A 25,626-nucleotide genomic window follows, 5' to 3' on the forward strand; every position below is an offset into this window, starting at 1 on the left:
ACTTATAAATCTAACGTCAAATTTATAATTTCTAATCCTTATCTTTGTAGCTTCAAAAATATATGTATGAATAATATTGTAGCCATAGTTGGAAGGCCAAATGTAGGTAAATCAACATTTTTCAATCGTTTAATAAAACGTAGAGATGCCATTGTTGATGCTGTAAGTGGAGTTACCCGCGACAGAAATTATGGAAAAAGCGAATGGAATGGAAAAGAATTTTCTGTAATTGATACAGGTGGTTATATAAAAGGATCTGATGACGTTTTTGAAGGAGAAATTCGACGTCAAGTAGAATTAGCAATTGATGAAGCAGATGCGATAATTTTTGTAGTAGATGTAGAAGATGGTGTTACAGCTATGGATGCTGAAGTAGCTAAATTACTTAGAAAAGTAACAAAACCAATTTTATTAGCGGTTAATAAAGTAGATAATGGAGCACGTGAAAAAGATGCTGTAGAATTTTACGCTTTAGGATTGGGAGAATATTTCACAATTGCTGGAATGAACGGAAGTGGAACAGGAGAATTATTAGACGAATTAGTTCGTGTTTTACCTGAACTTCCTGAAGTTGTAGAAGAAGAAAATCCATTACCAAGATTTACTGTTGTAGGTCGTCCAAATGCAGGGAAATCATCATTTATTAACGCATTAATTGGTGAAGAACGCTTTGTGGTTACCGATATTGCAGGAACAACGCGTGATGCTATCGATACTACCTATAATCGTTTTGGTTTTGAGTTCAAATTGGTAGATACTGCTGGAATTCGTAGAAAAGCAAAAGTAAAGGAAGATTTAGAATTCTATTCTGTAATGCGTTCTGTTAGAGCTATTGAACATAGTGATGTTTGTATCTTGATGATAGATGCAACACGTGGTTTTGAAGGTCAAGATCAAAGTATTTTTTGGTTGGCTGAAAAAAACAGAAAAGGTATTGTGATTTTGGTAAATAAATGGGATTTAATTGAAAAAGATACCATGTCTACACGTGATTATGAAAGAAAAATACGTGAAGAATTACAACCTTTTACAGATGTGCCAATTTTGTTTGTTTCTACTTTGAGCAAACAACGTTTATTAAAAGCATTAGAAACAGCTGTTGAAGTATATGAAAATAGAAAACAACGTATTGCTACTTCTAAGTTTAATGATATGATGTTGCCAATTATAGAAGCAATGCCACCACCAGCATTAAAAGGTAAATATGTGAAAATTAAGTATTGTATGCAATTGCCTACACCAACTCCACAGTTTGTATTTTTTGCTAATTTGCCACAATATGTTAAAGATCCATATAAACGATTTGTAGAAAATAAGTTAAGAGAGATTTATAACTTTTCAGGAGTTCCAATCGATATTTATTTTAGACAGAAATAAAAAAAATAGCTTCCAGTTTTTGGAAGCTATTTTTTTTGCTTGAATAATTGCTTATTCAATTATGATTTTTTGAGTAATTGTTGAATTGTCATTTTTTACAATGTTAAGTACATAAATTCCTTTAGAAATAGTATTATTAATGTTGAAGCTTATTGTTTCAGAATCTAATTTATCAAAATTGATTCTTTGTTTTTCTCCTGTTAAACTAAATAATGCAACTTCATTAACGTTTTTTGGGTTGGCAGAAATGTTTAAAAGTTGTCCTCTATATATTGGATTAGGGAAAATGTTTTCTGTGATATTCTCTTCTTGATTGTCTTCAATTTCAATTGTAGTATTGAACGAACTGTTTTCTGAGGTATTAATTTCGATATCATCAATTTCCATTTGAGCTTTTATGTTTTTATTAAATTTTGAATTGGCTTTCATTGAAGGAAAAAACCAAAGTTGAGCATTGTTTTTTGTTGGTGTATATGTAATATGAATTGTTTCCCAATTTGAAATTTTATTAGAAACACTACTAGTCCAAACTAATTCACTTGTTTTTAGAGCTTCTTTTGTGTTTGCTATTGAAGAAGCAGTTAACTCATTTGTAGTTCTAATATTTGCTTTAGCTTTAGCCTTTCTTCTCTCTGAATAATTTGCATTAATATATGTTTTCATTTTAAATGAAATATGATAGGTTTTTCCTGCTATGAAATTATAATTTGTATAAATTCCTTCGCTTGTTTCACTATTTGCACTTAATAATGCCCAAGTATTATTGTTTGTATTCTTTAAAACGGTTGGAGTTCCGTGGCTAGCTGACCATCCTTTTATACAACTTGGAGCAACAAAACCATTACCAGAACAGTTTCCGTTTAAACTACCGTTTGTTACTTGTTGTGCGTTTATTGAAATGAATAATAAGAATACTAGCGGAGTGAAGAATATTTTTTTCATTTTGAAAGATTTTTATAGTTTGATTTTTTAACACTACAAAGATTCATGTTTTTGCAGAAAGAATATCAATGTAAAAGCTCCTTTTTGTAGGGGGAAAAACACCCTTTTTTCATCGAGAACATGTATTTAATACAATAAAAGCTGCCTAAAAAGTTAGGCAGCTTTGTTTTATTACTGTGAATCTGATTATTCTACAATTAATTTTTTAGTAGAAATGCTATTGTCTTTTTTAATAACTTTTATAATATATATACCTTTAGTTATTGAATTTTCTAATGGAAAAGAAATTGAGTTAGCATCTTTAATAGAGAAATTCAACGTACTTGACTTTCCTAATAGATCCATGATTATAACTTCGCTTACATTTTTAGAGTCAGTAGTGAAAGTACAACTATTTCCTTTTGCTACAGGGTTTGGTGATAATTGTTCAAGAAGAGTAGTATCGTCTAATTTGTTAAAAGTTTCTCCAAGAAATACTTCTTTTACATCTTTAGTTTCAATTGCATATACTGCACCATTTGCTGATTTTCCTTGAATTACAATTCTAAATGCTTTTCTTGTTTCTCCCCAAGGAGCACAATCATTCCATGTTCCATGTTTAATGTAGTACCAAGTGTTTATTACTAAGTTAGTATTGAATGTTGCAGTTCCTCCATTGTTACTAACAGTTGGATTACTTCCTACAACTGGGCTATTTCCTGAAGTGTTTCCATTTGGAGCATAAGAAATTGACCAATGATGACTTACGAATACAGAATTAGGTGCAGCAATTGCTGTTACATTTACGTTGTTTCCAACATTAGATGCATTGATTGAAAAGTTTGTTGTATAACCTGTCCAAGCAGCAGTTTGAGGAAGTGCAGTTCTTGTCTCTCTCCAAGAAACACAGCTATTATATACACCATGCTTGATGTAGTAGTTTTTGTCTTTAGATAAACCTGTAAAAGTCGTTGTTGTACCACTTTGTATTGTTCCTACTAGTCCTGAACTATTAGCATCTGTTATTGAACCTGCAACTGAAGATTCAATTAATCCCCACCAGTGGTTTACTCCTGAAGAAGTATCATTAGCAGTAACCGTTACACTGATTGTTCCGTCTGGAGCACAAAATGAGTTAAAGGTAAAAAGTGATGATGCATTAGAATTTAAAACTCTAAACTCATGTGTTGTAGGCACCCATCCAACACAAGGAGGAGATGCAGTAGCTACTTTAATTTGATATTCATACCCAGAAGCAAAAGCATAACCTTGACCATTAAATATAGAAGTCAAATTTAAAACACCTAATTGCCCTTGTGTCCATCCGTTACCAGCAATTTGTGTTTGCCATTGAAAAGCACCTGTTGTTCCAATTGGTCTTCTCCAAACATCAAGATAATATTGACTTTCTCCAAAAGATGCTGCTCCGTCTAATAAAATGCTTTCTCCTTCACAAAAATCTGTTTTCATATTATTATTTGCATCTTCAAAGTGAAACACTGAAGTTACAGGAGGTATAATTTGTATGTTATCTATCTCCATTTGAACTTGAGCAGACCCATTTGTGGATGAGTTTGCAGCCATATAGGGGAAAAATGATAATTGTGTGTAATTTTGATTTGCGATAAAATTAACGGTAACAGTTATCCAATTGCTACTACGATATGTAGCAATTGTACTTTGTAAGACAATTTGTCCATTATTAAGTAGCGTATTTATTCCAGCATTTTGGGATAAATTGTTAAGAGCTTTAACGTAAACCAATGAATTTAGTACAGTTTTATTAGGATTACTAATATTTGTTGAGGTTTTAATGTCAAAAGAAATTTGATAACTTTGTCCTTGTACGAAATTATAATTAGTAAATATTCCTTCTCCTCCTCCAGAGTGAGACCACATCCAAACCCACGTGTTAGAATTTACTACTCCAGCAGTACTTGGAGTTCCATGAGATCCTTGCCAACCTTGTACGCTTGTAATGCCATTGTTACCTAGGCTAGTAGCATTCAAAGTTCCGTTTGTAACGCATTGCGCGCTTGTAATTCCCCAAATTAGGAATAGTAATTTTGTAAATAAATTTTTCATCTTAAATAAATTATTTGATTTTCTTAAATTGTTTTGTTGTGATCACATTGCAAAGATTAGAACTTTGTAGAACAAAACGTTTTATGGATAAACCTTAGTTAATAGGGGAAAAACACCCTTTTTTAAAAATAACTTATTTAAGATGTTGTAAATCTGTGTTTAACGAATGCTATTTAATGCTTTTTTTTGAATAATTTCTAATATAGGTTTGTTATCTATTTTGCTTTCTAGCCAAGAAAGTATGTCTAAATAAAGAAAAGCACGTTTTTCATAGGGATGATTTTCATATACTTTTAAACGAGCGTGTAATTTTTTAAACTCTCCTTTTAATTGATGCGGGTAAATTGAACCTAGTCCTTTTAGAAACTTAATCATTTCTCGTTGTACTTCATGAAGATCATTCATTTTTATTAAGAACTTATAGGTGCTTTTTAATTGAATTTCTAACTTATAATCTAAGCATGCTTCATAATGTGCTACTAAACTTAAAACTCTTGCAAAGCACATTAAGTCTTCTCGCATGGATAGGTTTTTGTTATCTATAATTTTTTGAAGAAATTCAATGCATTTTACAGTATTGCCTAAACCAAAATACAAACAAGCAATTTTGTAATAAATAACCATGATATGGTGTTCATCAATTTTATCACGATTAATCTTTAATTTTTTTAATACTTCGTCTACTAAATATAATCCATCATTAAAATTACCTTCTAAAAAGTGCAAATTGAATTTACTGTTATATATACATAAAAAAGTTAGAATATTAATATTGTCATTCTTAGGGAAGGCTTCATGATTGATTGTTTCTTCTAACTTTTCAAGGCTTTCCTTGAAAAAAGTTTTATGTTTAATTAAATATAAGCATTCCAATAAGTAATTTACACCTTTAATATACCAAACAGGATTCAAGTAGATCATCTTTGAATTGTCGTAGAACAAATCGACCCATTTTTTAGAATATTTATAGCAAGCTAAAAAATCCTGAATTAGGAAACTGTGCCAAAGATGTGCTTTGTATAACCAAAGTTTTTCTCTAAAGTCTAAATCGGAAATTGAATAATTAGGAAGCTCATTATTGAAAAATTCGGTAATCGATTTCATCTCATCATCACTTTTTGCATAACCACTTTTTAGCATTATACTATACAGCTGTAATGATAAATTTGATAGTTTACTAGCAATAACATTCTGTTTGCTCAATTCTTTTGCTTGTAATGTCAATTCATCTGCTCTTCCAACAATACTTCTAGTGATGTATTGAGATTCAATTACTTTTTCAAGCTCAACAATTTCATAGGCTATGTTTTTTTCTTGGTTCTCAAGCGCAATAACTTTTGCTTTTTCTAAAATTTTCAAACTTTGTTTGTATAAGCCTTTATGATATAGAATAGTAGCAAAATCCAATTGTTCTCTAATTAAAATGCGAATGTTCTGATTTACAGGATTCATTCGTAAACTAATTAAAATTTGTTTGTATAAATGTGCCTTCAAATTGGATAATTGTAGTTTAGTTACAATTCTACTTTTTAAAATCATGTCTTCGTTATAATCATCCGTTTTATCCAATAAATTGAATAATAATAAAAATTTAGCATTTTCATTTACATCAAGGCGATTAGCATAAAGCTTAAACTGTCTTTTTTCAGACCTAGAAAGCGACTTGATTAATATGAATAAATTGTCTTTATGTGCGTTAGCCATTGTAAAATTTTATTTTTTAATCTATTGATTTTAAATCTTTTAGTTGTTTTTTAATTGGTTTTAATACCGTAAAACAAGATTTTAAAAACCCTTTTTACAGTAAGCAAAGTATAAATTTGTCTTCATTAATTAAAATTAAGTTTAATAAATCTTTTATGGAGAATCAGAAAGTACAAATCTTCGACACTACACTTCGTGATGGTGAACAAGTACCTGGTTGCAAACTAAACAAAGAGCAGAAGTTAAAAATTGCAAGACGTTTAGATGAATTAGGTGTAGATGTGATAGAAGCAGGGTTCCCAGTTTCTAGTCCAGGTGATTTTGAAGCAGTAGAAGCTATTGCTAAGAATGTAAATAATGCAACAGTTTGTGGACTTACAAGAGCTGTTAAAAATGATATTGAAGTAGCGGCTAAAGCACTCAGAAAAGCAAAAAAACCAAGGATTCATACCGGAATAGGAACATCTGACTCTCATATAAAATATAAATTTAACGCATCTAAAGATGAAATTATAGAACGAGCTGTTAACGCTGTTGCTTATGCAAAAACATTTGTAGATGATGTAGAGTTTTATGCAGAAGACGCAGGAAGAACAGATAATGAATTTTTAGCACAAGTTTGTACAGAAGTTATTAAAGCAGGAGCAACAGTGCTTAATATTCCTGATACTACGGGTTATTGTTTGCCAGAAGAATATGGAGCAAAAATAAAATACCTAACAGAAAATGTTATTGGAATCGAAAAGGCAATACTTTCTTGTCATTGTCATAACGATTTAGGGTTAGCTACTGCAAACTCTATTGCAGGTGTTATTAACGGAGCACGTCAAATAGAATGTACGATTAATGGTATTGGAGAAAGAGCAGGAAATACTTCGCTAGAGGAAGTTGTTATGATATTAAGACAGCATCCAACATTAGGTTTAGATACGAATGTAAATGCAAAATTATTGAATGAAATGAGTAGAATGGTTTCAGAGAGCATGGGAATGTTAGTGCAACCTAATAAAGCTATTGTTGGCGCAAATGCTTTTGCGCATAGTTCTGGAATTCATCAAGATGGAGTTATAAAAAACAGAGAAACGTATGAGATTATTGATCCTGCCGATGTGGGTGTAAATGAATCATCAATTATATTAACGGCAAGAAGTGGAAGAGCAGCTTTGGCTTATAGAGCAAAAAAAATCGGATATGAACTAACAAAACTTCAGTTGGATGTAGTGTATCAAGAGTTTTTGAGATTAGCCGACAGAAAAAAAGAAGTAATTGACGACGATGTACACCGTATTATTGAAGTTAGTAAAATTGGAATTTTAGTATAAGTAAAATGGAAAAGAAAACCTTATTTGATAAAGTTTGGGACAGTCATGTAGTCAGTGAAGTGCCAAATGGACCACAAGTTTTATATATAGACAAGCATTTAATTCATGAAGTAACAAGTCCGCAAGCATTTGCAGAGTTAGAAGAAAGAAATATTCCTGTTTTTCGTCCGAATCAAATTGTTGCTACTGCCGATCATAATGTACCAACAATAAATCAGCATTTACCAATAGAAGACGAATTATCGAAAAATCAATTGGAACAGTTAACAAAAAACTGTGCTAAAAATAATATAGAGCTTTACGATTTAGGACATGAATACCAAGGAATTGTTCATGTTATAGCTCCTGAGTTAGGAATTACTTTACCAGGGATGACAATGGTTTGTGGAGACAGTCATACGTCAACACATGGTGCATTTGGAACGATTGCATTTGGAATAGGAACAAGCCAAGTAGCTCAAGTTTTTGCAAGTCAATGCTTATTGTTAAATAAGCCTAAGAGTCTACGCGTAAATGTTGAAGGGAAATTAGGAAAAGGAGTAACGCCAAAAGATGTTATTTTATATATTATTTCTAAAATAGGAACCAATTCTGGAACGGGATATTTCTGTGAATATGCAGGAAATGTGTTTCAAGAAATGTCTATGGAAGGAAGAATGACGGTTTGTAATATGAGCATCGAAATGGGTGCTCGTGGAGGAATGATAGCACCAGATGAGGTTACTTTTGACTATGTTAAAGGAAAGAAATTTGCACCAAAAGGAGCTGTTTTAGAAGAAAAAATAGCCTACTGGAAAACATTACCTACAGATGAAGGAGCTGTTTTTGATAAAGAATATCATTTTAAAGCAGAAGATATTGCACCAATGATTACGTATGGAACTAATCCCGGAATGGGGATAAAAATCAGTGAAAATATTCCCAACTTAGAAGATGTTTCTTTTCAGAAAGCATTGGATTATATGGGATTTAAAAAAGGACAATCATTGATAGACAAACCTATTAATTATGTGTTTATAGGGAGCTGTACCAATTCTAGAATTGAAGATTTTAGAGTAGTGGCAGATTATATTCAAGGTAAACAAAAAGCCAAAAATGTAATTGCATTAATAGTTCCAGGATCACAACAAGTAGCGAAACAAATTAAAGAAGAAGGATTAACTACAATTTTTGAAACTGCAGGTTTTGAAATTCGTCAACCAGGATGTTCTGCTTGTTTAGCAATGAATGATGATAAAATTCCAGCGGGTGAATATTGCGTTTCTACATCAAATAGAAATTTTGAAGGACGTCAAGGTCAAGGTTCAAAAACATTGCTTTCTAGTCCGTTAGTAGCTGCAGCAATTGCAGTAGAAGGAAAAATTATAGATATAACCAAACATTTAAATTAAATGGAAAAGTTTATAAAATTAAAATCAACTGCGGTTCCTTTACCAGTTGAAAATATAGATACCGATCAAATTATACCCGCTCGTTTTTTAAAAGTAACAAATAAAATAGGTTTTGGAAATAATCTATTTAGAGATTGGAGATATGATGATAAAGACCAACCGATTACCTCTTTTGTATTAAACAACACTTCTTTTTCAGGTACAATATTAGTTGCAGGAGATAATTTTGGGTGTGGAAGTAGTAGAGAGCATGCAGCTTGGGCATTAACCGATTACGGGTTTAAAGTTATTGTTTCTAGCTATTTTGCTGATATTTTTAAAGGAAATGCTCTAAATAATGGATTGTTACCTATTCAGGTTTCGCCAGAGTTTTTAAAAAATATTTTAAATCGTATTAAAGAGAATCCATTAATACAATTAATAATCGATTTAGAAGCACAAACGATTTCTGTTGAAAAAATAGAATTAATTGAATCGTTTGAAATTGATGCTTATAAAAAGCTATGTATGATTAATGGTTATGATGATATTGATTTCTTGATTAGTAATAAAGAGAAAATTGAAACATTCGAAGCTAATAGGAATAAAGAAGAAGCAATAGTTAGTTAAAAAAAAGACACATTATGAACTTAAAAATAGCAGTTTTATCTGGAGATGGAATAGGACCAGAAGTAACAAAAGAGTCTGTAAAAGTTTTAAAAGCTGTTGCAGAAGTCTATGGGCATACATTTGAATTTCAAGAGGCTTTAGTTGGAGCTATTGCAATATATGAAAAAGAAAACCCATTGCCAGAGGAAACATTAGCACTATGTAAATCGAGTGATGCAGTTTTGTTTGGAGCAATTGGTGATCCAAAATATGATAATAATCCAGATGCAAAAGTGCGTCCAGAACAAGGTTTATTGAAGCTAAGAAAAGAATTAGGTTTGTTTGCAAATATTCGACCAATAACGGCTTATGATTCTCTTTTAGAAAAATCCCCATTGAAAAAAGAAATCATTCAAGGAACAGATATGGTTATCTACAGAGAGCTTACTGGTGGAATTTATTTTGGTGAGAAAAAGCTAAATGAAGACAAAACAATAGCTTCAGATTTATGTGAGTATTCACAAATTGAGATTGAACGAATTGCTCATTTGGCATTCAAAGCTGCACAAGTAAGAAGGAAAAAAGTAACTCTTGTAGATAAAGCCAATGTTTTGGAAACTTCAAGATTGTGGAGAAGAGTAGTAACAGCACTTTCAAAACAGTATCCAGATGTTACATTAGATTTCCTATTTGTAGATAATGCAGCAATGCAAATGATACTAAACCCAAGTCAGTTTGATGTTATTCTTACAGAAAATATGTTTGGTGATATTATTTCGGATGAAGGGAGTGTTATTGGTGGTTCAATAGGATTGTTGGCTTCGGCATCTGTGGGAGATGGAACGGCATTGTTCGAACCTATTCATGGTTCCTATCCTCAAGCAACAGGGAAAAACATAGCAAATCCTATTGCGTCAATTCTAAGTGCAGCAATGCTTTTAGGACATTTTGGATTAAATGAAGAGGCAAAAAGAATTCAAGAAGCAGTAGATAGAACGTTAAAAAATAATATAGTTTCTGTAGATATTAATAAAGAAAACCCTTCTTCGACAAGCTTAATTGGAGATGTAATTGCTGAAATGATTTTGGTTGATGACCAGTCGATTAGTAGTTCTTTTTTTGAAAATATTAAATTAGGGAAGTCTGTTTATATTTAATTGTTAAAATAGTGTAAGATTTTTTCTATTTACAATTTAAAAGCTTTATTTCGCACTTTATTTGTAAATCGTTAAAAATTATTTCATTATGTTCAAAAAGTACTATTTTTTTATAGTAATAATAAGCTCTTTGTTTAGTTTTGGTCAAAACAGCTATACTATTTCGGGTAAATTGCTAGACGAAAGTCTAAAATTGCCATTAGAATCTGCTACGGTCTATTTTTCAAAAGCCAAAGACTCTTCAGTTGTTGATTATACCATTTCTGATAAGAATGGAAATTTCAAATTTAAATTAAAAGCGGTCGATTATCCTTTGTATTTAAAAGTTTCTTATTATGGTTTTTCAGATTATAAAAAGGAATTTAAAAACATAAGCAAAGATTTAGATTTAGGAACGATTTATTTAGTAGAAAATGTGTCAACATTAAATGAGGTTATCGTGAAATCTGAGATACCACCAATTATAGTTAAAACAGATACATTAGAGTTTAATGCTTCTTCTTTTAAAGTAAGTCCAGATGCAAATGTAGAAGCATTGTTGAAACAATTACCTGGAGTAGAGATTGATGATGAAGGGAAAATAACGGTAAATGGAAAAGAAGTAAATAATATATTGGTAAACGGAAAACCATTTTTTGGGAAAGACGGAAAAATAGCTACTCAGAATCTACCTGCCGATATGATCGATAAGGTTCAGGTTACAGATACTAAAACAAAGCAAGAAGAGCTTTCTGGAGCGGCAGCTAGTGAAAATTCAAGTACTATAAATTTAACAATACAAGAAGACAAGAATAAAGGACTCTTTGGAAAGGCAACAGTAGGATACGGTTCAGATGAAAGATATGAATCGAGTTTACTGTTTAATTATTTTAAAGATACTCAGAAAATTAGTGTCTTAGGTTCTTCAAACAATATTAACTCTACAGGGTTTTCAATGGACGAAATCTTTGATAATATGGGCGGTGGTCGAAGTCGTTCTATGTATATTAATGAGAATGGAAGTTTTGGGATTAATGGTATGCGTTTTGGTGGAAATACAGGAATTACAAAATCGAGTATGATTGGTTTTAATTTTTCTGATGAATGGTTTAATAAAAAACTAGACCCTAATGGGAGTTATTATTTTTCTAACGCAATCACAGAAAATAAAAACAGAACTAGTAGAACGAATCTTTTACCAACAGGAAATACAAGTACGAATTCTGAATCTAATTCAAAATCAGATGTTTTGGGGCATAATATTAGTTTAGATTTTGAAGTTAAAGTAGATTCAACTACAACATTTTATATTTCGCCAAGTGTATCGAAGAATAGAGTAGATAGTAAATTTTCTAGTAATGCAAGCTCTTTTGACGCTTCTAACAACTTACTGAATGAAAACACAAGTATAAACAGCAACTCAGATGAGAGTACTAAGTTCAGTAATACGATATATTTTTATAAGAAATTAAAAAAGAAAGGAAGAGGTTTCAGCGTGTCCTTTAAAAATGATAATAGTAAAAATGAAAGTTTTTTAAATACTATAAATAATACTGTTTTTTATCAATCAGGAAACCCAAATGATTCGAGAGATCAAAATCAGTTTGATGAGGTAAAAAAAGAAGAGTATCAAGTAAAACTAGATTATACTGAACCTATTTCAGATTCTTTAACATTGTCTTTTGAAACTTCATTTAAAACAGAAAAAAGTAACAACGCAACAAATACTTTCGATTTCGATACTTTTACAAATTCATATTCCAATTTTAACGGTCAGTTATCCAATACAATTGATGGCTTGAATAATACATTTAATTATGGAATTGGACTTCGCGTAAGAAAAAGTAAATTTAGAGGAAGCATAAAAATGGGAGCAGATTTCTTAAATTACGATAATCAATCCGAATATTTAGGTGTAAATACAGTGGTTAAAAATAAGTATATTTATCCAAATTTAAATGGTTATTTTAGTTATGAAATAGGAAAGTCTAAATCTATATATAGTCAATATTCGTACAACGCAAGCCTACCTTCTGCTCAGCAATTATTACCCTTCGAAAATTTAGCAAACCCATTAAATACTGTAATAGGTAATGCTTTTTTAAAACCGTCTGAAAATTACAGTTTATATTTAAGTTTCAATAATTATGATTACGCAACTCGTTCTGGATTTTATACCTACGGAGGTGGAGATTTTGATAGAAATAAAATTGTAAGTTCAACCGTTTATGATAGCGATTTTAAAGCAAATACAACCTATCAAAACATTGATAATACCTATAATTTTTATGTCGGATTTAGTGTAAACAAATCGCATAAAAAAGAAAAAAGAACAATTAAGTATGGTTTTGGAATGAACTTAAACTATAATTTTGATCAAGGATTAACCAATGCTGTTTTGTATGAAGCTAAAGGAATTCAAATTAATCCTAAAGTTAATTTCTCGTGGGATATAGAAGATATGGTTACAATAGCTCCTTCTTATAGATATACGTATAATACAAGGTCATTTAAAAATTATGTAATTGATAATACTAATAATTATAGGCATACATTTAAGGTTGAAGCAACAACCTATTGGCCAAAGAATATAGTGTTAGGGAATGATTTTGGATACACTTATAATTCAAATATAGCAAATGGCTTTCAAAAAGATTTTTATTTGTGGAATGTTAGTTTAGGCTATAACTTCTTTAATGAGCAATTACTAGCAAAAGTTAAAGTCTATGATTTATTAAATCAAAATGTAAACGCAACAAGAACGATTACACCAACTGCAATTACAGATACAGAGAATACAGTGTTACAACAATATGTAATGTTTTCTTTAACCTATAAATTGGAAAAGTTTGGAGGCAAGAAGAAAAAACGCAATATGTTTTTTGTTAATTAGAATTAAAAAAGCGTGGTTTTCAAATGAAGGAAACCACGCTTTTTTGATATTAGATTGTTGTAATTAGTTGAACGAAGTGGTAATAGACATACCTAAACCTGTGCTTGGAGGAACAAATCTACATACACCACCGGCACAAACTAAACCACCTCTTTGTCTACCATAATTAATAGCAAATCGAGTACTTCCTTTTTTGTAAGCACCACCAAAGTTATAGAAATGAATATCGAAAGGATCAGTTTCATGGTCAATTAGGTTCGCATCTTTATCATAGCCATAATTATACATATCCGAAGCAAAAACAGAAAATCGTGTGTTGATGTTATATTCAAATAACATAGCAATCCAATTCTTTCTGTCATTATCAGCCCACATATGTTCAATAGCTAATTTAGCAGCTCTACCTTTTGATAAATTATAATCAAATTCAGCGGCTAAGATATTTGCTTTTATAACAGTATTGGCAGCCCCAGTGATTAGTCTGTTGTTGTAATATTGATTAATGAAAGCAAAAGTTGAACTGAATTTCTTGCTGAATTTTTTATTTATTTCAAGGTTGAAATCTGAAAAATATTTTTCTCCAGCCCCTAAGAAATCTGTTTTATATTCTGGAGGAAAGAGGTTGTAATCTCCTTTAAGATTGTTCCAATTACTGAAATTTGCAGAAATTTTTGTTCCATATTTTCCACCTAGTGCAGTTTCCTTTGGAAAATCATAATAAATGTCAATTTGCCCACCAATCTCTCCTGCTTTCGCAATACCATTGTCAAAATCTAAAGAAACGCGAGCTTGTGCTTGATAAACGTAAATGTTTGCTAAATTAAAATGATGTTGTTTTGTTAAGCTAGGAACAAAATTCATTAACCTGTCATTATAATAGATACTCGTTTTTTCAGGAGAAAAAACTTCAGGCTCTCTTTCAGAATAAAAACTCATGTTTTCAAGTCTTCTAAGGGTTACATCTAGTCCAAAACCTTTTTTAGAATAACCTCCGTTTAGGAGTAATGCAGATCCAGGTTTTACAAAGTCATTATAAACCGTTTTGGAGTCATACAAAATACCATCTTCTGTTTTGAAATTATATTCAGCGGAAAAATAGAAGCTGTTTTTTGAGAAATTTAATCTCCCAGCAAATCCATTCGTTAATTCATTAAAATTAGGATTTATTATTGTGGTTGTTTCTTTTCTTCCAACATAACTGAAACCTAATGACAAATCGGAGCTTTCAATTTTTAACATTCTGAAAAGATTAATCTCAGAATTAAATCCAAAAACGTCTCCATTTGCTATATCAAACCCTGTTCTTTGTCTTCCGTATAAGGCAGTAAAAGATAGATTGTCTGTTGGTGTATATTTAATTTTACCACCACGAAGTGCATTGTTTATTCCTAATGATCGATCTTCCCAACTTCTTAAAAGTAAGCCACTTCCGAATTGTTCGTAAAAATAACCAGCTGTTGCATTAATCTTACTAGATCTATAATTTAAATAGTAAGTTGCAACGTTTGCTTTTTCGTATTTAGGATTGTAATTTAATAAAGCATTAGGCAAATAACCTTCACCTTGAACGCCTGCAGTCCATTTTCCGTAATTATAATTAGCATTTAAATAATTGTTAGAACGAAAAGGGTCTTCTGGGTGATTAATTCCTCTATCTTTATCGTTAGTATACCATTGAGAATTTGACTCAAAGCCACCAAAAAAATTTCCTTTTATCTTTTCTTTATCTTCTTGTGAAAAACTTATTATGCTAAAAAAGACAAAAGAGAGTATTGTAATTTTTTTCATTATTATAATCCTTTGAGTGTTTCTAATAATTCATCTTCAGCTCCAGGTGTGTGACCGTTTTGGATATAAACAATTTTACCATTTTTAACCACAACTAAATAGGGGATATTTGCTATAGATAATTTTCTTTTTAAATCTTGATTTGTATCTAAAAGAAAAGTATACTCCCAACCTTTACCGTTTATCATTGGTTTAACTCTTTTTTCTGTTCTCGAATCGTCTGTAGCAACAGCAATAATTTCTAAGTCCAGTTCTGATTTCCAATCGTCATACACATCACTGATTGATTCTAACTCTTGGATGCAAGGAGCGCACCAAGTTGCCCAAAAAGAATATACATATAATCTATCATTTTTGTTAAAATCAGAGGTGTTAATGTTTTGATTGTTAAGGTTTTTTAAAGTGATTTTAGGGAAATCCTGTTGCGCAAGGCTTATGTTTGCTGTGAAAAGGATAAAAAGCAAAAATTTATTCATTTTTTTGAGAATTAATTAGTTATTTTGCAAATAAAATAAAATTAATCCAATTTTTAATCTTTAAAACTATTTTTTATTAAATTAAACTAAAACAAGCAACATTATGAAAAAAATTCTTTTAGTATTAACTGTAGTCAGTTCTTTTTTTTACACCTCATGTAGTAGTGATGAAAAAAATGATGGAGATGGAGACTCATCAACAACTCCATTAACAAGCATTACTGCATCATCTAACTTGTCAATTGTTGATAAGGGAGATACTGTTATTTTTTCTGCAACAGGAAATAACGGTGTTAATTTGACACCTAACGCTACTTTTTATGTAGATGGAGTTCAGATATCTGGAAATACTTATGTTACGTCTACAGTTGGAACAATAGATGTATACGCAACTCATACTCCTTCTGGAGGAACGATGATGACAGCTGCAACTATGCAAGTAACTATAAATAACGTTATTCGATTCAATAAAAAAGTATTGATTGAAGACTTTACAGGAACATGGTGTGGTTATTGCCCAAGAGTTGCCCAAGCTATCGACTTGGTAAAAGCACAAACTTCTGATGCAGTTGTAGTTGCAATTCATAGAGGTAATGATCCTTATAATTTTACAGGAGCAGGAGCATTAGAAAATCAAATTGGGTTAACAGGATATCCAACAGCAATGCTAAATAGAAACATTGATTGGGAATATCCAGAAACATCTACTTCGTCTGTAAATCAAGCAGTTGTAATGACTGTGGGAGCTAATCCAAAATTAGGAATTGCAATGGAGACAACTACAGCAGGAACTACTTCTACAGTAGATGTGAAAGTGAAATTCGGTAGACCATTTACTAATTTAAAATTAGTTGTTTATGCATTAGAAAACGGATTAATTTACGATCAAACGAATTATACTTCATATTTTGGAGGTAGTAGTACAATTGCTAATTTCGAGCATAATCATGTTTTAAGAAGTGTTTTAACAAGTAGTATTCTTGGAGAAGATATTACAGGAAATACTAATTTTGATGATAATTTTACTAAATCTTTTACTTACACTATACCTTCAAGTGTTAATGCTTCAAATGTTCAATTTGTAGCTGTAGTTCTTGATTCATCTGGTAGAGCAGTAAACTCTAGATCAGTTGGAGCAAATGAAAATCAAACATTTGAGATAGAATAATTTGGTTATTTTTTATATTTGATAAAGAGAGCTTGATTACTCAAGCTCTCTTTTCTTTTAAAATAGTATTTTGTTAATTATATCTATTTATTCAAGATGTATATTCTATCTAAATATAAAGCCATTTTTCATAGGATCTTTTGGGTCAATTAAAAAAGTATGCATTCCTGTTATATGAGCACTTCCAGATACTTCTGGAATTACTGCATTGTATTGACCATAAATAGTTTCTTCAATCATGGCACATTTAAAAACAGAATCAGTAATGCTTTCAATAGATAGTGTTTTGTTCTTTGATAATGAGTTTCGAGCATGTTCAATTGCTACTCTTCCTGAAACTCCTGAACCTGTGGGTGAACGATCAACTTCTCCATCTGCAAAAACACAAACATTTCTTAAATCATTGTTTTTGTTATTTGGAACATCTGAAAAAATAGTACCATATAAAAAACTTAAGTCCGATTCAAAGGGGTGCAGTATGTCTTTGTTACTTTCCATTACAGCGTGTTTAATCGTCATTCCTAGATCTATTATTTTTCGATAGTTTTGAGCGCTTAAAGAGAGGTTTAAATTGTTTTTGGTCAGATCAACATAAGCATAAAACGCACCACCATAAGCTAAATCATAAGTTAGCTTACCAAGTTCGGGTATAATAATAGAACAATCAAGTGCAACTACAAAGCTAGGAACACAATGAAAACAGACGCTTTCAATACTACCATTTTTTACATTAACAAAAGATAGTATCCTTCCGCAAGGTGCATCAATCTTAAGTGTGTTTTTTCCTTCTTGTACTTCAATCCATTTCATTTCTACAGCCAATGTACTGATTGCAATAATGGCATGTCCACACATTGTGCTATAGCCTTCATTGTGCATGAAAAGTATTCCAAAATCGGCATCATCTTCATCGTTTGAAGGTAATAAAATACAACCATACATATCTGCATGACCTCTAGGTTCATACATTAAGCTAGTTCGTAAATAATCATAATTATCTTTAATATATCTTCTGTATTCTAGAATTGAGTTTCCTTTTAATTCGGGGAAACCAGAAAGGATAACTCTAAGTGGTTCTCCTCCTGTATGCATATCGATAGTTTTGATAGCCAACCAATCTTTAGGCGTTTTAAATTCTTGTTGTAACATAATTTTTTGATAGACAGACATAGACTTGAAGTATTGGTGAGTTTTTTATGAAATTAGAATATAAAAATAAAAGAAACATATCATATAAAAGAAACTTCACTAGAAAGTGGTTAACTTTTAACAACTATTAGATAATATAGTATTGGTTTTGTCTGCATTTTGACTTTATTAAACTAAAAAAAGATGAACTGTTTAGCTCATCTTTTTTTAGTTTTTATAATTAAAAGTAAGGTGTTACCAACTACCTCCTGCACCACCTCCAGAGAAGCCACCTCCTCCAAAACCGCCACCGAAGCCTCCGCCTCCAAAACCACCTCCAGAAGAACCACCACCAAAACTTCCTCCACCGCTTCCACGACCTAGGCTACTTAGTATGATTATATCCATTAAGTCTGGTCCACCATGTCTTCCTCCAGAACCACCACCACGATTGTTTTTGTTTCGGGAAATCAGGATGATCAAGATGATGAAAAAGAGTATAAAAATAAAAATTGGAAAATTACTTCCTTTACTGTTTCGTTTCCTCTCTCCTTTGTAGGTTCCTTTAATGACTTCAAAAATAGCTGTTGTACCTTTATCTAGACCATTATAATAACTTCCAGCTTTGAACTCTGGGATTATTACATTTCGAATAAGTTCCCCGTTTATACCAGCAGTTAGCTTGTGCTCTAAGCCATAACCAGGAGAAATCCATATTTTTCTATCTTTTTTTGATAATAAAACTAGAATTCCATTGTCGGTATCTGCTTGACCTATTCCCCATTTTTGTGCCCAATTAGGAGTAAGTAAGCCAATGTCTTCTCCTTTTAAATCGTTAATAGTAACGATAACGATTTGAGTTGTAGTAGAGTCAGAGAATTTAACTAATTTGTTTTCTAATTGCGCTTTTTCCGACTCACTTAAAACACCTGCATAGTCATAAACAGATGTTTGTGATGATGGTTTCTCAGGAATATCATATTGAGAAAACCCTACAAAATGCATTAGTAATAGTGTTATTCCTAATAGAAATTTTATTATTTTAAAAATTAAATTTGTCATTATCCTCTTGATATTTCATTTGGAAGCTCATTAGTATCGTCAGATTGATAAGGAAAAAACGTTTTCAATCGTTTCCCAGCCTCAATGATTCCATTAACTAATCCGTCCTTATTATTTTTGTTTTTGAAATGTTTCAAAACAATATCTTTTGTTGAATTCCAAAAATCATCACCTACAACTTTATTAATACCCTCGTCACCAAGAATAGCAAATTGTTTATCAGTCACGCCAACATAGAAAAGTACTCCGTTTCTCTCTTTAGTATTTTGCATTTCTAAGGAAAAAAAAACCTCCTGTGCTCTTTCGAGCGGAGGTTTTTCTGAATGTTCTTCAATATGTACTCGGATCTCTCCCGAAGTGTCTTTTTCTGCGGCTACAATAGCTTGAACAATTTCTTGTTCTTCGCTTGCTGTTAAGAAATCTTCTGTTTTAGACATTTTATTTAAAATCAAATTCTACTTCAGTTGGTTTTTCTGCACCTGCAACTGCTTTGAAATAAGCTTTTTCTTTAAAACCAAACCAGCCTGCAAAAATGCTATTAGGGAATATTGTTACGTGATTATTATAAGGCTTAACGGCTTCATTAAAACGTGTTCTTGCTGTTAATATTTGATTCTCAGTACTCGATAATTCATCTTGTAACTTTAAGAAGTTTTGATTGGCTTTTAGATCTGGATATCTTTCTACAGATACTAATAATTTACCTAAAGCACCTGTTAATCCTCCTTGCGCTTCATTAAATTGAGTTAATTGTTCAGGAGTAATGTTTGTAGGGTCTATTGTTACAGAAGTAGCTTTTGCTCTAGCATTTATTACTGCTTCAAGTGTTGATTTTTCAAAATCAGCAGCACCTTTAACAGTTTTAACTAAATTTCCGATTAAGTCATTTCTACGTTGGTATGAGGTTTCTACATTTCCCCATGCTTCTTCAATGTTTTGGTTTAGTTTTACGGCTGTATTATTTATGCCTTTGAAATAACTATATCCAATTATAACTAATAAGCCAATAACTATCCACGGTAAGAATTTTTTCATAATTTTTGTTTTAAAGATGATTTTTAATATTTAATAATTGTGTTTTTATGTTTTCTAATTTTCTAATAATCTCAAACTTATCTAAAGTTTTTTTCTGATTTTCTTTTAAATGTGTTTTTGCACCTTCTAGTGTAAATCCGCGTTCTTTTACTAAATGGAAAATAAATTGTAAGTTCTTTACATCGTCTGGTGTAAATTTTCTATTGCCTTTAGCATTTTTCTTAGGTTTTAAAATATCAAATTCCTTTTCCCAAAAGCGAATTAAAGAAGCATTCACATCAAAGGCTTTAGCTAATTCACCTATGCTATAATATAATTTATCTTTTGGTAAATCGATGTGCATAATTATTTAAATTCTATTTTTTTATAATTTTAAAACTCAAACCAAGTACTGATGACGGAGACTAAACACTAATCCAACGACTGATTCTCTTGTGTTGCTAAATTTGAAATCGCAATATATTCTTCGGCAGAAATACTTCCGTAATAGAAATTAATTGGATTTACTTTTTCTCCATTTTTAATTACTTCATAATGTAAATGCGGAGCTTCACTTCGGCCAGTACTTCCAACATAGCCGATAATATCTCCTCTTCTTACTTTTTGTCCAGGCCTACAATTGTATTTGCTTAAATGCGCATATAAGGTAACATAACCATAGCCATGACTTACTTCAATATGGTTTCCGTAACCAGAAAGCGAATTATCTGCTTTTAGAACGACACCATCACCAGTTGCATAAATTGGTGTTCCAGAAGGGGCAGTGAAGTCCATTCCGTAATGGAATTTTCTAATTTTTGTAAAAGGATCACTTCGGTATCCATAACCAGAAGCCATTCTTTTTAAATCTTCATTTTTTACAGGTTGAATAGCAGGAATAGCAGCTAATAGTTTTTCTTTTTGTTTTGCTAGAACAACAATTTCATCTAACGATTTGGATTGAATGACTAGTTCTTTTGTTAATTGATCTACTTTTTTTGTAGTATTTATAACTAAATCAGAATTATTATAGCCTTCTAAAGATTTATAACGATTGACGCCTCCAAAGCCAGATTTTCGTTCTTCATTACTAATAGGAGTAGTGTTAAAATAAATACGATAAATATTATTGTCTCTTTCTTCTATAGCTTTTAAAACTTCATCCATTAACTCTAATTGTTTGGTTAAAAGCTTGTAGTTTAGCTTCATAGCCTCTAGTTCTCCTGTTAGTAATTTATCCTTAGGTGTTTCGAAATAAGGAGTGTTTATCAATAATATTAAACATAAAAAACCAAACAAAGCAGAAGAGAGTAGGAACAAAAAAGCATAACCAAATTTTTTACGACGTTGAGGTTTAATGCGTTTATAAGCTAAATTTTCAGAATCGTAATAATATTTTACTTTAGACATGTTTTAAAATTACTATTTTTGCACCAAATTGAATGGTGTATAATGGTTATACGAACAAAATTAAAAAATGTTTCATTTTAATCTATTTTTTATAACGAAACTTTTAGTTTTTTTGTATACAACGTTCCAGACTATTTGATTTAAAAGAAATTAGGTTTGTAAAACCTTGAAAAATATAAATAAAAATAAATTTTAATGAAATCACAAGACATTCGCAAAGCGTACTTACAATTCTTTGAAGGCAAAGGACATTTAATTGTTCCTTCTGCACCTATTGTGCTAAAAAATGATCCAACTTTGATGTTTAATAACTCAGGAATGGCCCAATTCAAAGAATATTTTTTAGGAAACGCAATCCCTAAAAGTAATCGTATAGTCGACACGCAAAAATGTCTTCGTGTTTCGGGTAAACATAACGATTTAGAAGATGTAGGTTTTGATACCTATCATCATACTATGTTTGAAATGCTAGGAAACTGGTCTTTTGGTGATTATTTCAAAAAAGAAGCAATTGCTTGGGCTTGGGAGTTTTTAACAGATGTATTGAAACTAGATAAAGATCGTTTATATGTCTCTGTTTTTGAAGGGAATGAAGAGGAAAATGTTCCGTTTGACCAAGAAGCATTTGATATTTGGAAACAATTTGTAACAGAAGACAGAATCATCTTAGGAAATAAAAAAGATAATTTCTGGGAAATGGGAGATCAAGGACCTTGTGGACCTTGTTCGGAAATCCATGTCGATTTGCGTACCGATGAGGAAAGAGCGGCTAAATCGGGTAGAGAATTAGTAAATGAAGATCATCCGCAAGTAGTAGAGATTTGGAATAATGTATTTATGGAATTTAACCGTAAAGCAGACAAATCATTAGAAAAATTACCTGCACAACATGTAGATACAGGAATGGGATTTGAGCGTTTGTGTATGGCAATGCAAAATGTAACTTCTAATTATGATACCGATGTTTTTACACCACTTATTGAAAAAGTAGAAAAGATAACAGGGTTAAAATATACTTCAAACGAAGTTAAAAATATAAGTGAAGAACAAAATAAAACGAATATTGCCATTCGTGTAATTGTCGATCACGTTCGTGCTGTTGCTTTTGCTATTGCAGACGGACAATTGCCTTCTAACACAGCAGCGGGTTATGTAATTCGTAGAATTCTACGTCGTGCTATTCGTTACGGCTTTACTTTTTTAGATACTAAAGAACCTTTTATCTATCAATTAGTAGAAGTGTTGGCGAATCAGATGGGCGAGTTTTTCCCTGAAATTAAAAAACAACAAACTTTAGTAACCAATGTGATTCGTGAAGAAGAAGCTTCTTTCTTGAGAACTTTGGAGCAAGGATTACAATTATTAGATACTGTTATTCTAGAAACAAAAGTGAAAGAAGTATCGGGTATAAAAGTATTTGAGTTATATGATACCTTTGGTTTCCCTAAAGATTTAACGGGATTAATCTTGAAAGAAAGAGGTTTGTCATATAATGAGGAAGAGTTCGAAATAGAACTTAAAAAACAAAAAGACCGTTCTCGTGCAGCTTCTGAAGTTTCAACAGATGATTGGAAAGTTTTAGTTGATGGAAATGTAGAAACTTTTGTAGGATATGATGAAATTGAAAACGAAGTAAGAATTACACGTATTCGTAAAGTTGATTCTAAAAAAGATGGTGTTTTATACCAAATCGTTTTAAATAATACGCCATTTTATCCAGAAGGTGGTGGGCAAGTAGGAGATAAAGGAACTTTAGTTTCAGCAAATGAAACGATAGAAATCATAGATACTAAAAAAGAAAATAATTTAATATTACATATTACAAAACAGTTGCCAGAGAATATTGAAGCTAGTTTTGTGGCTAAAGTAAATACTGGTTTAAGGACAGCGTCCTCTAAGAATCACTCAGCTACGCATTTAATGCATTTGGCTTTAAGAACGATTTTAGGAACACATGTGGAACAAAAAGGTTCTTTGGTAAACCCAAATAATCTGCGTTTCGATTTTTCTCATTTTTCAAAAGTAACGGATGAAGAAATCAAACAAGTAGAAAATTTTGTTAATCAAAGAATAGAAGAACAGATTCCTTTAATAGAAAGAAGAAGTATTCCAATTCAACAAGCATTAGACGAAGGAGCGATGGCTTTGTTTGGAGAAAAATACGGAGACAATGTTCGTGCGATTAAGTTTGGAGATTCTATGGAATTATGTGGAGGAATTCACGTTGCAAACACAGCAGATATTTGGCATTTTAAAATTATTTCTGAAGGAGCTGTTGCAGCAGGAATTCGACGTATCGAAGCAATTACAGGTGATGCTGTGAAAGATTTCTTTGCGAATCAAGAAAACACATTGACAGAAATTAAGGAAACCTTGAAAAATCCGCAAGATGTTTTAAAAGCTGTAGGTTCATTGCAAGATGAAAACGCTAAGTTGAAAAAACAAGTAGAGCAGTTATTAAAAGATAAAGCAAAAGGATTAAAAGGAGATTTAGCCGCTCAAATTCAAGAGATAAACGGTATTAAGTTTTTAGCAACGCTAGTAGATTTAGATGCAAATGGAGCAAAAGACTTAGCGTATGAGTTAGGGAATAATGAAACCAATTTGTTCTTAGTTTTAGCTACTGCTACAGAAGACAAACCAATGTTGACGTGTTATATCTCTAAAGAATTAGTTGCGAACAAAGGTTTAAATGCAGGACAAGTAGTTCGCGAATTAGGAAAATACATCCAAGGTGGTGGTGGTGGACAACCGTTCTTTGCAACTGCTGGTGGAAAAAATGTAGACGGAATTAAGGAAGCTTTGGAAAAAGCAATTGATTTTGTGAAATAGTAAAAGAATAATTACATTTATAAAATCCCTTTTAGTTTCATATGCTAAAAGGGATTTTTTTATTTTTTGGCTTACTCAATTTTTCTAATAAATGATACTTTTTTAATCAAGCTGTTATCAAGAGATAATTAATTTCGGTTGCTTTTCAGTATTCAGAAATGTCCTCTTTATATTGAAGCATGAACTATAAATAAAATAGATTGTTTTAATATTTTTTAATTATACCGTTTAATAAAGGCTGAAAAACAACATGTTTTTTAACAAAAATTCCTCTTTGAAAGATGATTTCGAAGAGGAATTAGGAGTGTTTTTATGTAGAAAACAGTACGGAAAATAATGTAAATTAGAGTTTAGCTATAATTTCTGCGTATATTTTCTGTGTGTGTTGCGTATTTATGTTGTGTGTTTCTCCATAGTTAATAATGGCACCGGCAAACAAATTAAGTTCGTTATTTTCTTTGTTGCTGTTCACATCTAATTGTAGTGAAGTAGGAGTAGATGGTGGAAACGTTTTAGCTTTTTCAAAAGTAGCAGCTATTACATCTTTAGCTAAAGGAATGTTTTTCATTTTTGCAATTGCCTCAATTTCTTGCATTATTGCTGTCGCCCTTTGTATTAATAACTCATCTTGGCAAACATCACCAATTGGTCTATTATAGCGAGCAGTTACCAATCCGAAACTAGCAATAAACATAAATTTTGTCCAAATTGCAGGAAAAGCATCTTCTTGAAAATCGACAGTTGCTCCACTATTTTTTAGTAGAGAAACAACCCATTGAATGTCTTCTTGTGGATGATTTGGGTCTTTGCCTAAAACAATTTTACCAGTAATTCCTTTGTGTTCGACAATTCCTTTTTCTTTAATATGAGAAGCTACATAAACACAAGCTGGTAAAATTGTGTTTTTTGGTATAATCTTTCGAATACGTTCATAAATGTCGGCACCATTCATCAGGGGAAGAAAAATTGTTTTTTCGTTGATAACGGAGAGCAGTTGCGTACAAATATTTTCTAAATCATATTCTTTTACACATATTAGAATTAAATCGGGATTACTTATTTCGCTACATTTTTCAATAATAGCATCAGGGAAAGTAATATTTTTTTCATGTTCGGGAGACAGTAAGGTTAACCCTTTTTCCTTTATAATTTTATAGGTAGTTTGTCGTGCTAAAAAAGTAATATGATAATGCGAGTTAGTGTTTGCTTCATTAATTTTGAAACCAAAATAGCCACCAACACCTCCTGTGCCAATAATGATTGTATTTTTTATATTCATTAGAGAAGTTTTAATAATTTGTTACAGCAAATATCCAAACAAAAAATGTGTA

Annotated in this window: 20 protein-coding genes; 8 read left to right on the forward strand and 12 right to left on the reverse strand. The window is 31.3% G+C overall.

The genetic code is table 11. The features are described 5' to 3' along the window. The first annotated feature begins 66 nt into the window (after nucleotides 1-66). Nucleotides 67-1,377, forward strand: a complete 1,311-nt coding sequence (gene der, locus L2Z92_RS10840; RefSeq protein ID WP_236452905.1) for a ribosome biogenesis GTPase Der — start codon at nucleotides 67-69, stop codon at nucleotides 1,375-1,377. A gap of 51 nt (nucleotides 1,378-1,428) precedes the next feature. On the opposite strand, the gene L2Z92_RS10845 is transcribed toward der, so the two are convergent. The 3 genes from L2Z92_RS10845 to L2Z92_RS10855 form a co-directional block, all read right to left on the reverse strand. Beyond that, a complete protein-coding gene (locus L2Z92_RS10845; protein ID WP_236452906.1) occupies nucleotides 1,429-2,319 on the reverse strand; it encodes a T9SS type A sorting domain-containing protein in 891 nt (296 codons plus the stop codon). A gap of 186 nt (nucleotides 2,320-2,505) precedes the next feature. Beyond that, the gene (locus L2Z92_RS10850) at nucleotides 2,506-4,383 is read right to left on the reverse strand and encodes a T9SS type A sorting domain-containing protein (RefSeq protein ID WP_236452907.1); all 1,878 of its coding nucleotides are present in this window, start codon (nucleotides 4,381-4,383) and stop codon (nucleotides 2,506-2,508) included. Between the two features lie 159 nt (nucleotides 4,384-4,542). Then, on the reverse strand, nucleotides 4,543-6,087 hold the full coding sequence (locus L2Z92_RS10855; protein ID WP_236452908.1) for a hypothetical protein: 1,545 nt from the start codon (nucleotides 6,085-6,087) through the stop codon (nucleotides 4,543-4,545). A gap of 155 nt (nucleotides 6,088-6,242) precedes the next feature. Here L2Z92_RS10855 and L2Z92_RS10860 point away from each other — a divergent pair, with 155 nt between their 5' ends. The 5 genes from L2Z92_RS10860 to L2Z92_RS10880 all read left to right on the forward strand — a co-directional run bounded on the left by L2Z92_RS10860 (nucleotide 6,243) and on the right by L2Z92_RS10880 (nucleotide 13,417). Then, nucleotides 6,243-7,409, forward strand: coding sequence for a 2-isopropylmalate synthase (locus tag L2Z92_RS10860; RefSeq protein ID WP_236452909.1), 1,167 nt, complete (start codon nucleotides 6,243-6,245; stop codon nucleotides 7,407-7,409). A 5-nt stretch (nucleotides 7,410-7,414) separates the two neighbouring features. Then, nucleotides 7,415-8,800: a 3-isopropylmalate dehydratase large subunit gene (gene leuC / locus L2Z92_RS10865; RefSeq protein WP_236452910.1), complete on the forward strand. Its 1,386-nt coding sequence runs from the start codon at nucleotides 7,415-7,417 to the stop codon at nucleotides 8,798-8,800. Further along, a complete protein-coding gene (gene leuD, locus L2Z92_RS10870; RefSeq protein WP_236452911.1) occupies nucleotides 8,801-9,409 on the forward strand; it encodes a 3-isopropylmalate dehydratase small subunit in 609 nt (202 codons plus the stop codon). Nucleotides 9,410-9,423: 14 nt separating this feature from the next. After that, entirely contained in the window at nucleotides 9,424-10,545 is a 1,122-nt protein-coding gene (gene leuB, locus L2Z92_RS10875; RefSeq protein WP_236452913.1) for a 3-isopropylmalate dehydrogenase, read from the forward strand. Between the two features lie 88 nt (nucleotides 10,546-10,633). Next, nucleotides 10,634-13,417 carry an outer membrane beta-barrel protein gene (locus L2Z92_RS10880; protein WP_236452914.1) on the forward strand — a complete coding sequence of 928 codons (2,784 nt, stop codon included), beginning with the start codon at nucleotides 10,634-10,636 and terminating at the stop codon, nucleotides 13,415-13,417. A gap of 63 nt (nucleotides 13,418-13,480) precedes the next feature. Here L2Z92_RS10880 and L2Z92_RS10885 read toward each other — a convergent pair whose 3' ends face one another. Together L2Z92_RS10885 and L2Z92_RS10890 are read right to left on the reverse strand one after the other, a co-directional pair. After that, nucleotides 13,481-15,205, reverse strand: a complete 1,725-nt coding sequence (locus L2Z92_RS10885; RefSeq protein ID WP_236452915.1) for a DUF6029 family protein — start codon at nucleotides 15,203-15,205, stop codon at nucleotides 13,481-13,483. Between the two features lie 2 nt (nucleotides 15,206-15,207). After that, the gene (locus L2Z92_RS10890) at nucleotides 15,208-15,681 is read right to left on the reverse strand and encodes a TlpA family protein disulfide reductase (protein WP_236452916.1); all 474 of its coding nucleotides are present in this window, start codon (nucleotides 15,679-15,681) and stop codon (nucleotides 15,208-15,210) included. 103 nt (nucleotides 15,682-15,784) lie between these two features. Between L2Z92_RS10890 and L2Z92_RS10895 the strand changes: the two genes are divergently transcribed. Beyond that, complete coding sequence (locus tag L2Z92_RS10895; protein WP_236452917.1) at nucleotides 15,785-16,849, forward strand: Omp28-related outer membrane protein; 1,065 nt, start codon at nucleotides 15,785-15,787, stop codon at nucleotides 16,847-16,849. 105 nt (nucleotides 16,850-16,954) lie between these two features. Here L2Z92_RS10895 and L2Z92_RS10900 read toward each other — a convergent pair whose 3' ends face one another. From L2Z92_RS10900 to L2Z92_RS10925, 6 genes are all read right to left on the reverse strand, one after another. Then, the gene (locus tag L2Z92_RS10900) at nucleotides 16,955-17,998 is read right to left on the reverse strand and encodes a proline racemase family protein (protein WP_236452918.1); all 1,044 of its coding nucleotides are present in this window, start codon (nucleotides 17,996-17,998) and stop codon (nucleotides 16,955-16,957) included. Between the two features lie 234 nt (nucleotides 17,999-18,232). Beyond that, complete coding sequence (locus L2Z92_RS10905; protein WP_236452920.1) at nucleotides 18,233-19,039, reverse strand: TPM domain-containing protein; 807 nt, start codon at nucleotides 19,037-19,039, stop codon at nucleotides 18,233-18,235. Then, the gene (locus L2Z92_RS10910; RefSeq protein WP_236452922.1) at nucleotides 19,039-19,476 is read right to left on the reverse strand and encodes a TPM domain-containing protein; all 438 of its coding nucleotides are present in this window, start codon (nucleotides 19,474-19,476) and stop codon (nucleotides 19,039-19,041) included. The genes L2Z92_RS10905 and L2Z92_RS10910 overlap by 1 nt, the downstream gene beginning before the upstream one ends. Before the next feature lies 1 nt (nucleotide 19,477). Then, nucleotides 19,478-20,074, reverse strand: a complete 597-nt coding sequence (locus L2Z92_RS10915) for a LemA family protein (protein WP_236452925.1) — start codon at nucleotides 20,072-20,074, stop codon at nucleotides 19,478-19,480. A gap of 10 nt (nucleotides 20,075-20,084) precedes the next feature. Continuing rightward, the gene (locus L2Z92_RS10920) at nucleotides 20,085-20,417 is read right to left on the reverse strand and encodes a MerR family transcriptional regulator (RefSeq protein ID WP_236452927.1); all 333 of its coding nucleotides are present in this window, start codon (nucleotides 20,415-20,417) and stop codon (nucleotides 20,085-20,087) included. Nucleotides 20,418-20,485: 68 nt separating this feature from the next. After that, nucleotides 20,486-21,463, reverse strand: coding sequence for a M23 family metallopeptidase (locus L2Z92_RS10925; RefSeq protein ID WP_236452929.1), 978 nt, complete (start codon nucleotides 21,461-21,463; stop codon nucleotides 20,486-20,488). Between the two features lie 195 nt (nucleotides 21,464-21,658). Between L2Z92_RS10925 and alaS the strand changes: the two genes are divergently transcribed. After that, nucleotides 21,659-24,295, forward strand: a complete 2,637-nt coding sequence (alaS, locus tag L2Z92_RS10930) for an alanine--tRNA ligase (RefSeq protein WP_236452931.1) — start codon at nucleotides 21,659-21,661, stop codon at nucleotides 24,293-24,295. A 343-nt stretch (nucleotides 24,296-24,638) separates the two neighbouring features. Here the strand turns inward: alaS and L2Z92_RS10935 are convergent, their stop codons facing one another. Next, the gene (locus tag L2Z92_RS10935; protein ID WP_236452932.1) at nucleotides 24,639-25,574 is read right to left on the reverse strand and encodes a ketopantoate reductase family protein; all 936 of its coding nucleotides are present in this window, start codon (nucleotides 25,572-25,574) and stop codon (nucleotides 24,639-24,641) included. Nucleotides 25,575-25,626 lie beyond the last annotated feature (52 nt).

The organism is Flavobacterium jumunjinense (genome assembly GCF_021650975.2).
GTDB lineage: Bacteria > Bacteroidota > Bacteroidia > Flavobacteriales > Flavobacteriaceae > Flavobacterium > Flavobacterium jumunjinense.

Bases quoted from the DNA above. Each gene is read 5' to 3' on its own strand.
- der (WP_236452905.1), top strand. From the start codon at position 67: ATGAATAATATTGTAGCCATAGTTGGAAGGCCAAATGTAGGTAAATCA.
- L2Z92_RS10845 (WP_236452906.1), bottom strand. From the start codon at position 2,319: ATGAAAAAAATATTCTTCACTCCGCTAGTATTCTTATTATTCATTTCA.
- L2Z92_RS10850 (WP_236452907.1), bottom strand. From the start codon at position 4,383: ATGAAAAATTTATTTACAAAATTACTATTCCTAATTTGGGGAATTACA.
- L2Z92_RS10855 (WP_236452908.1), bottom strand. From the start codon at position 6,087: ATGGCTAACGCACATAAAGACAATTTATTCATATTAATCAAGTCGCTT.
- L2Z92_RS10860 (WP_236452909.1), top strand. From the start codon at position 6,243: ATGGAGAATCAGAAAGTACAAATCTTCGACACTACACTTCGTGATGGT.
- leuC (WP_236452910.1), top strand. From the start codon at position 7,415: ATGGAAAAGAAAACCTTATTTGATAAAGTTTGGGACAGTCATGTAGTC.
- leuD (WP_236452911.1), top strand. From the start codon at position 8,801: ATGGAAAAGTTTATAAAATTAAAATCAACTGCGGTTCCTTTACCAGTT.
- leuB (WP_236452913.1), top strand. From the start codon at position 9,424: ATGAACTTAAAAATAGCAGTTTTATCTGGAGATGGAATAGGACCAGAA.
- L2Z92_RS10880 (WP_236452914.1), top strand. From the start codon at position 10,634: ATGTTCAAAAAGTACTATTTTTTTATAGTAATAATAAGCTCTTTGTTT.
- L2Z92_RS10885 (WP_236452915.1), bottom strand. From the start codon at position 15,205: ATGAAAAAAATTACAATACTCTCTTTTGTCTTTTTTAGCATAATAAGT.
- L2Z92_RS10890 (WP_236452916.1), bottom strand. From the start codon at position 15,681: ATGAATAAATTTTTGCTTTTTATCCTTTTCACAGCAAACATAAGCCTT.
- L2Z92_RS10895 (WP_236452917.1), top strand. From the start codon at position 15,785: ATGAAAAAAATTCTTTTAGTATTAACTGTAGTCAGTTCTTTTTTTTAC.
- L2Z92_RS10900 (WP_236452918.1), bottom strand. From the start codon at position 17,998: ATGTTACAACAAGAATTTAAAACGCCTAAAGATTGGTTGGCTATCAAA.
- L2Z92_RS10905 (WP_236452920.1), bottom strand. From the start codon at position 19,039: ATGACAAATTTAATTTTTAAAATAATAAAATTTCTATTAGGAATAACA.
- L2Z92_RS10910 (WP_236452922.1), bottom strand. From the start codon at position 19,476: ATGTCTAAAACAGAAGATTTCTTAACAGCAAGCGAAGAACAAGAAATT.
- L2Z92_RS10915 (WP_236452925.1), bottom strand. From the start codon at position 20,074: ATGAAAAAATTCTTACCGTGGATAGTTATTGGCTTATTAGTTATAATT.
- L2Z92_RS10920 (WP_236452927.1), bottom strand. From the start codon at position 20,417: ATGCACATCGATTTACCAAAAGATAAATTATATTATAGCATAGGTGAA.
- L2Z92_RS10925 (WP_236452929.1), bottom strand. From the start codon at position 21,463: ATGTCTAAAGTAAAATATTATTACGATTCTGAAAATTTAGCTTATAAA.
- alaS (WP_236452931.1), top strand. From the start codon at position 21,659: ATGAAATCACAAGACATTCGCAAAGCGTACTTACAATTCTTTGAAGGC.
- L2Z92_RS10935 (WP_236452932.1), bottom strand. From the start codon at position 25,574: ATGAATATAAAAAATACAATCATTATTGGCACAGGAGGTGTTGGTGGC.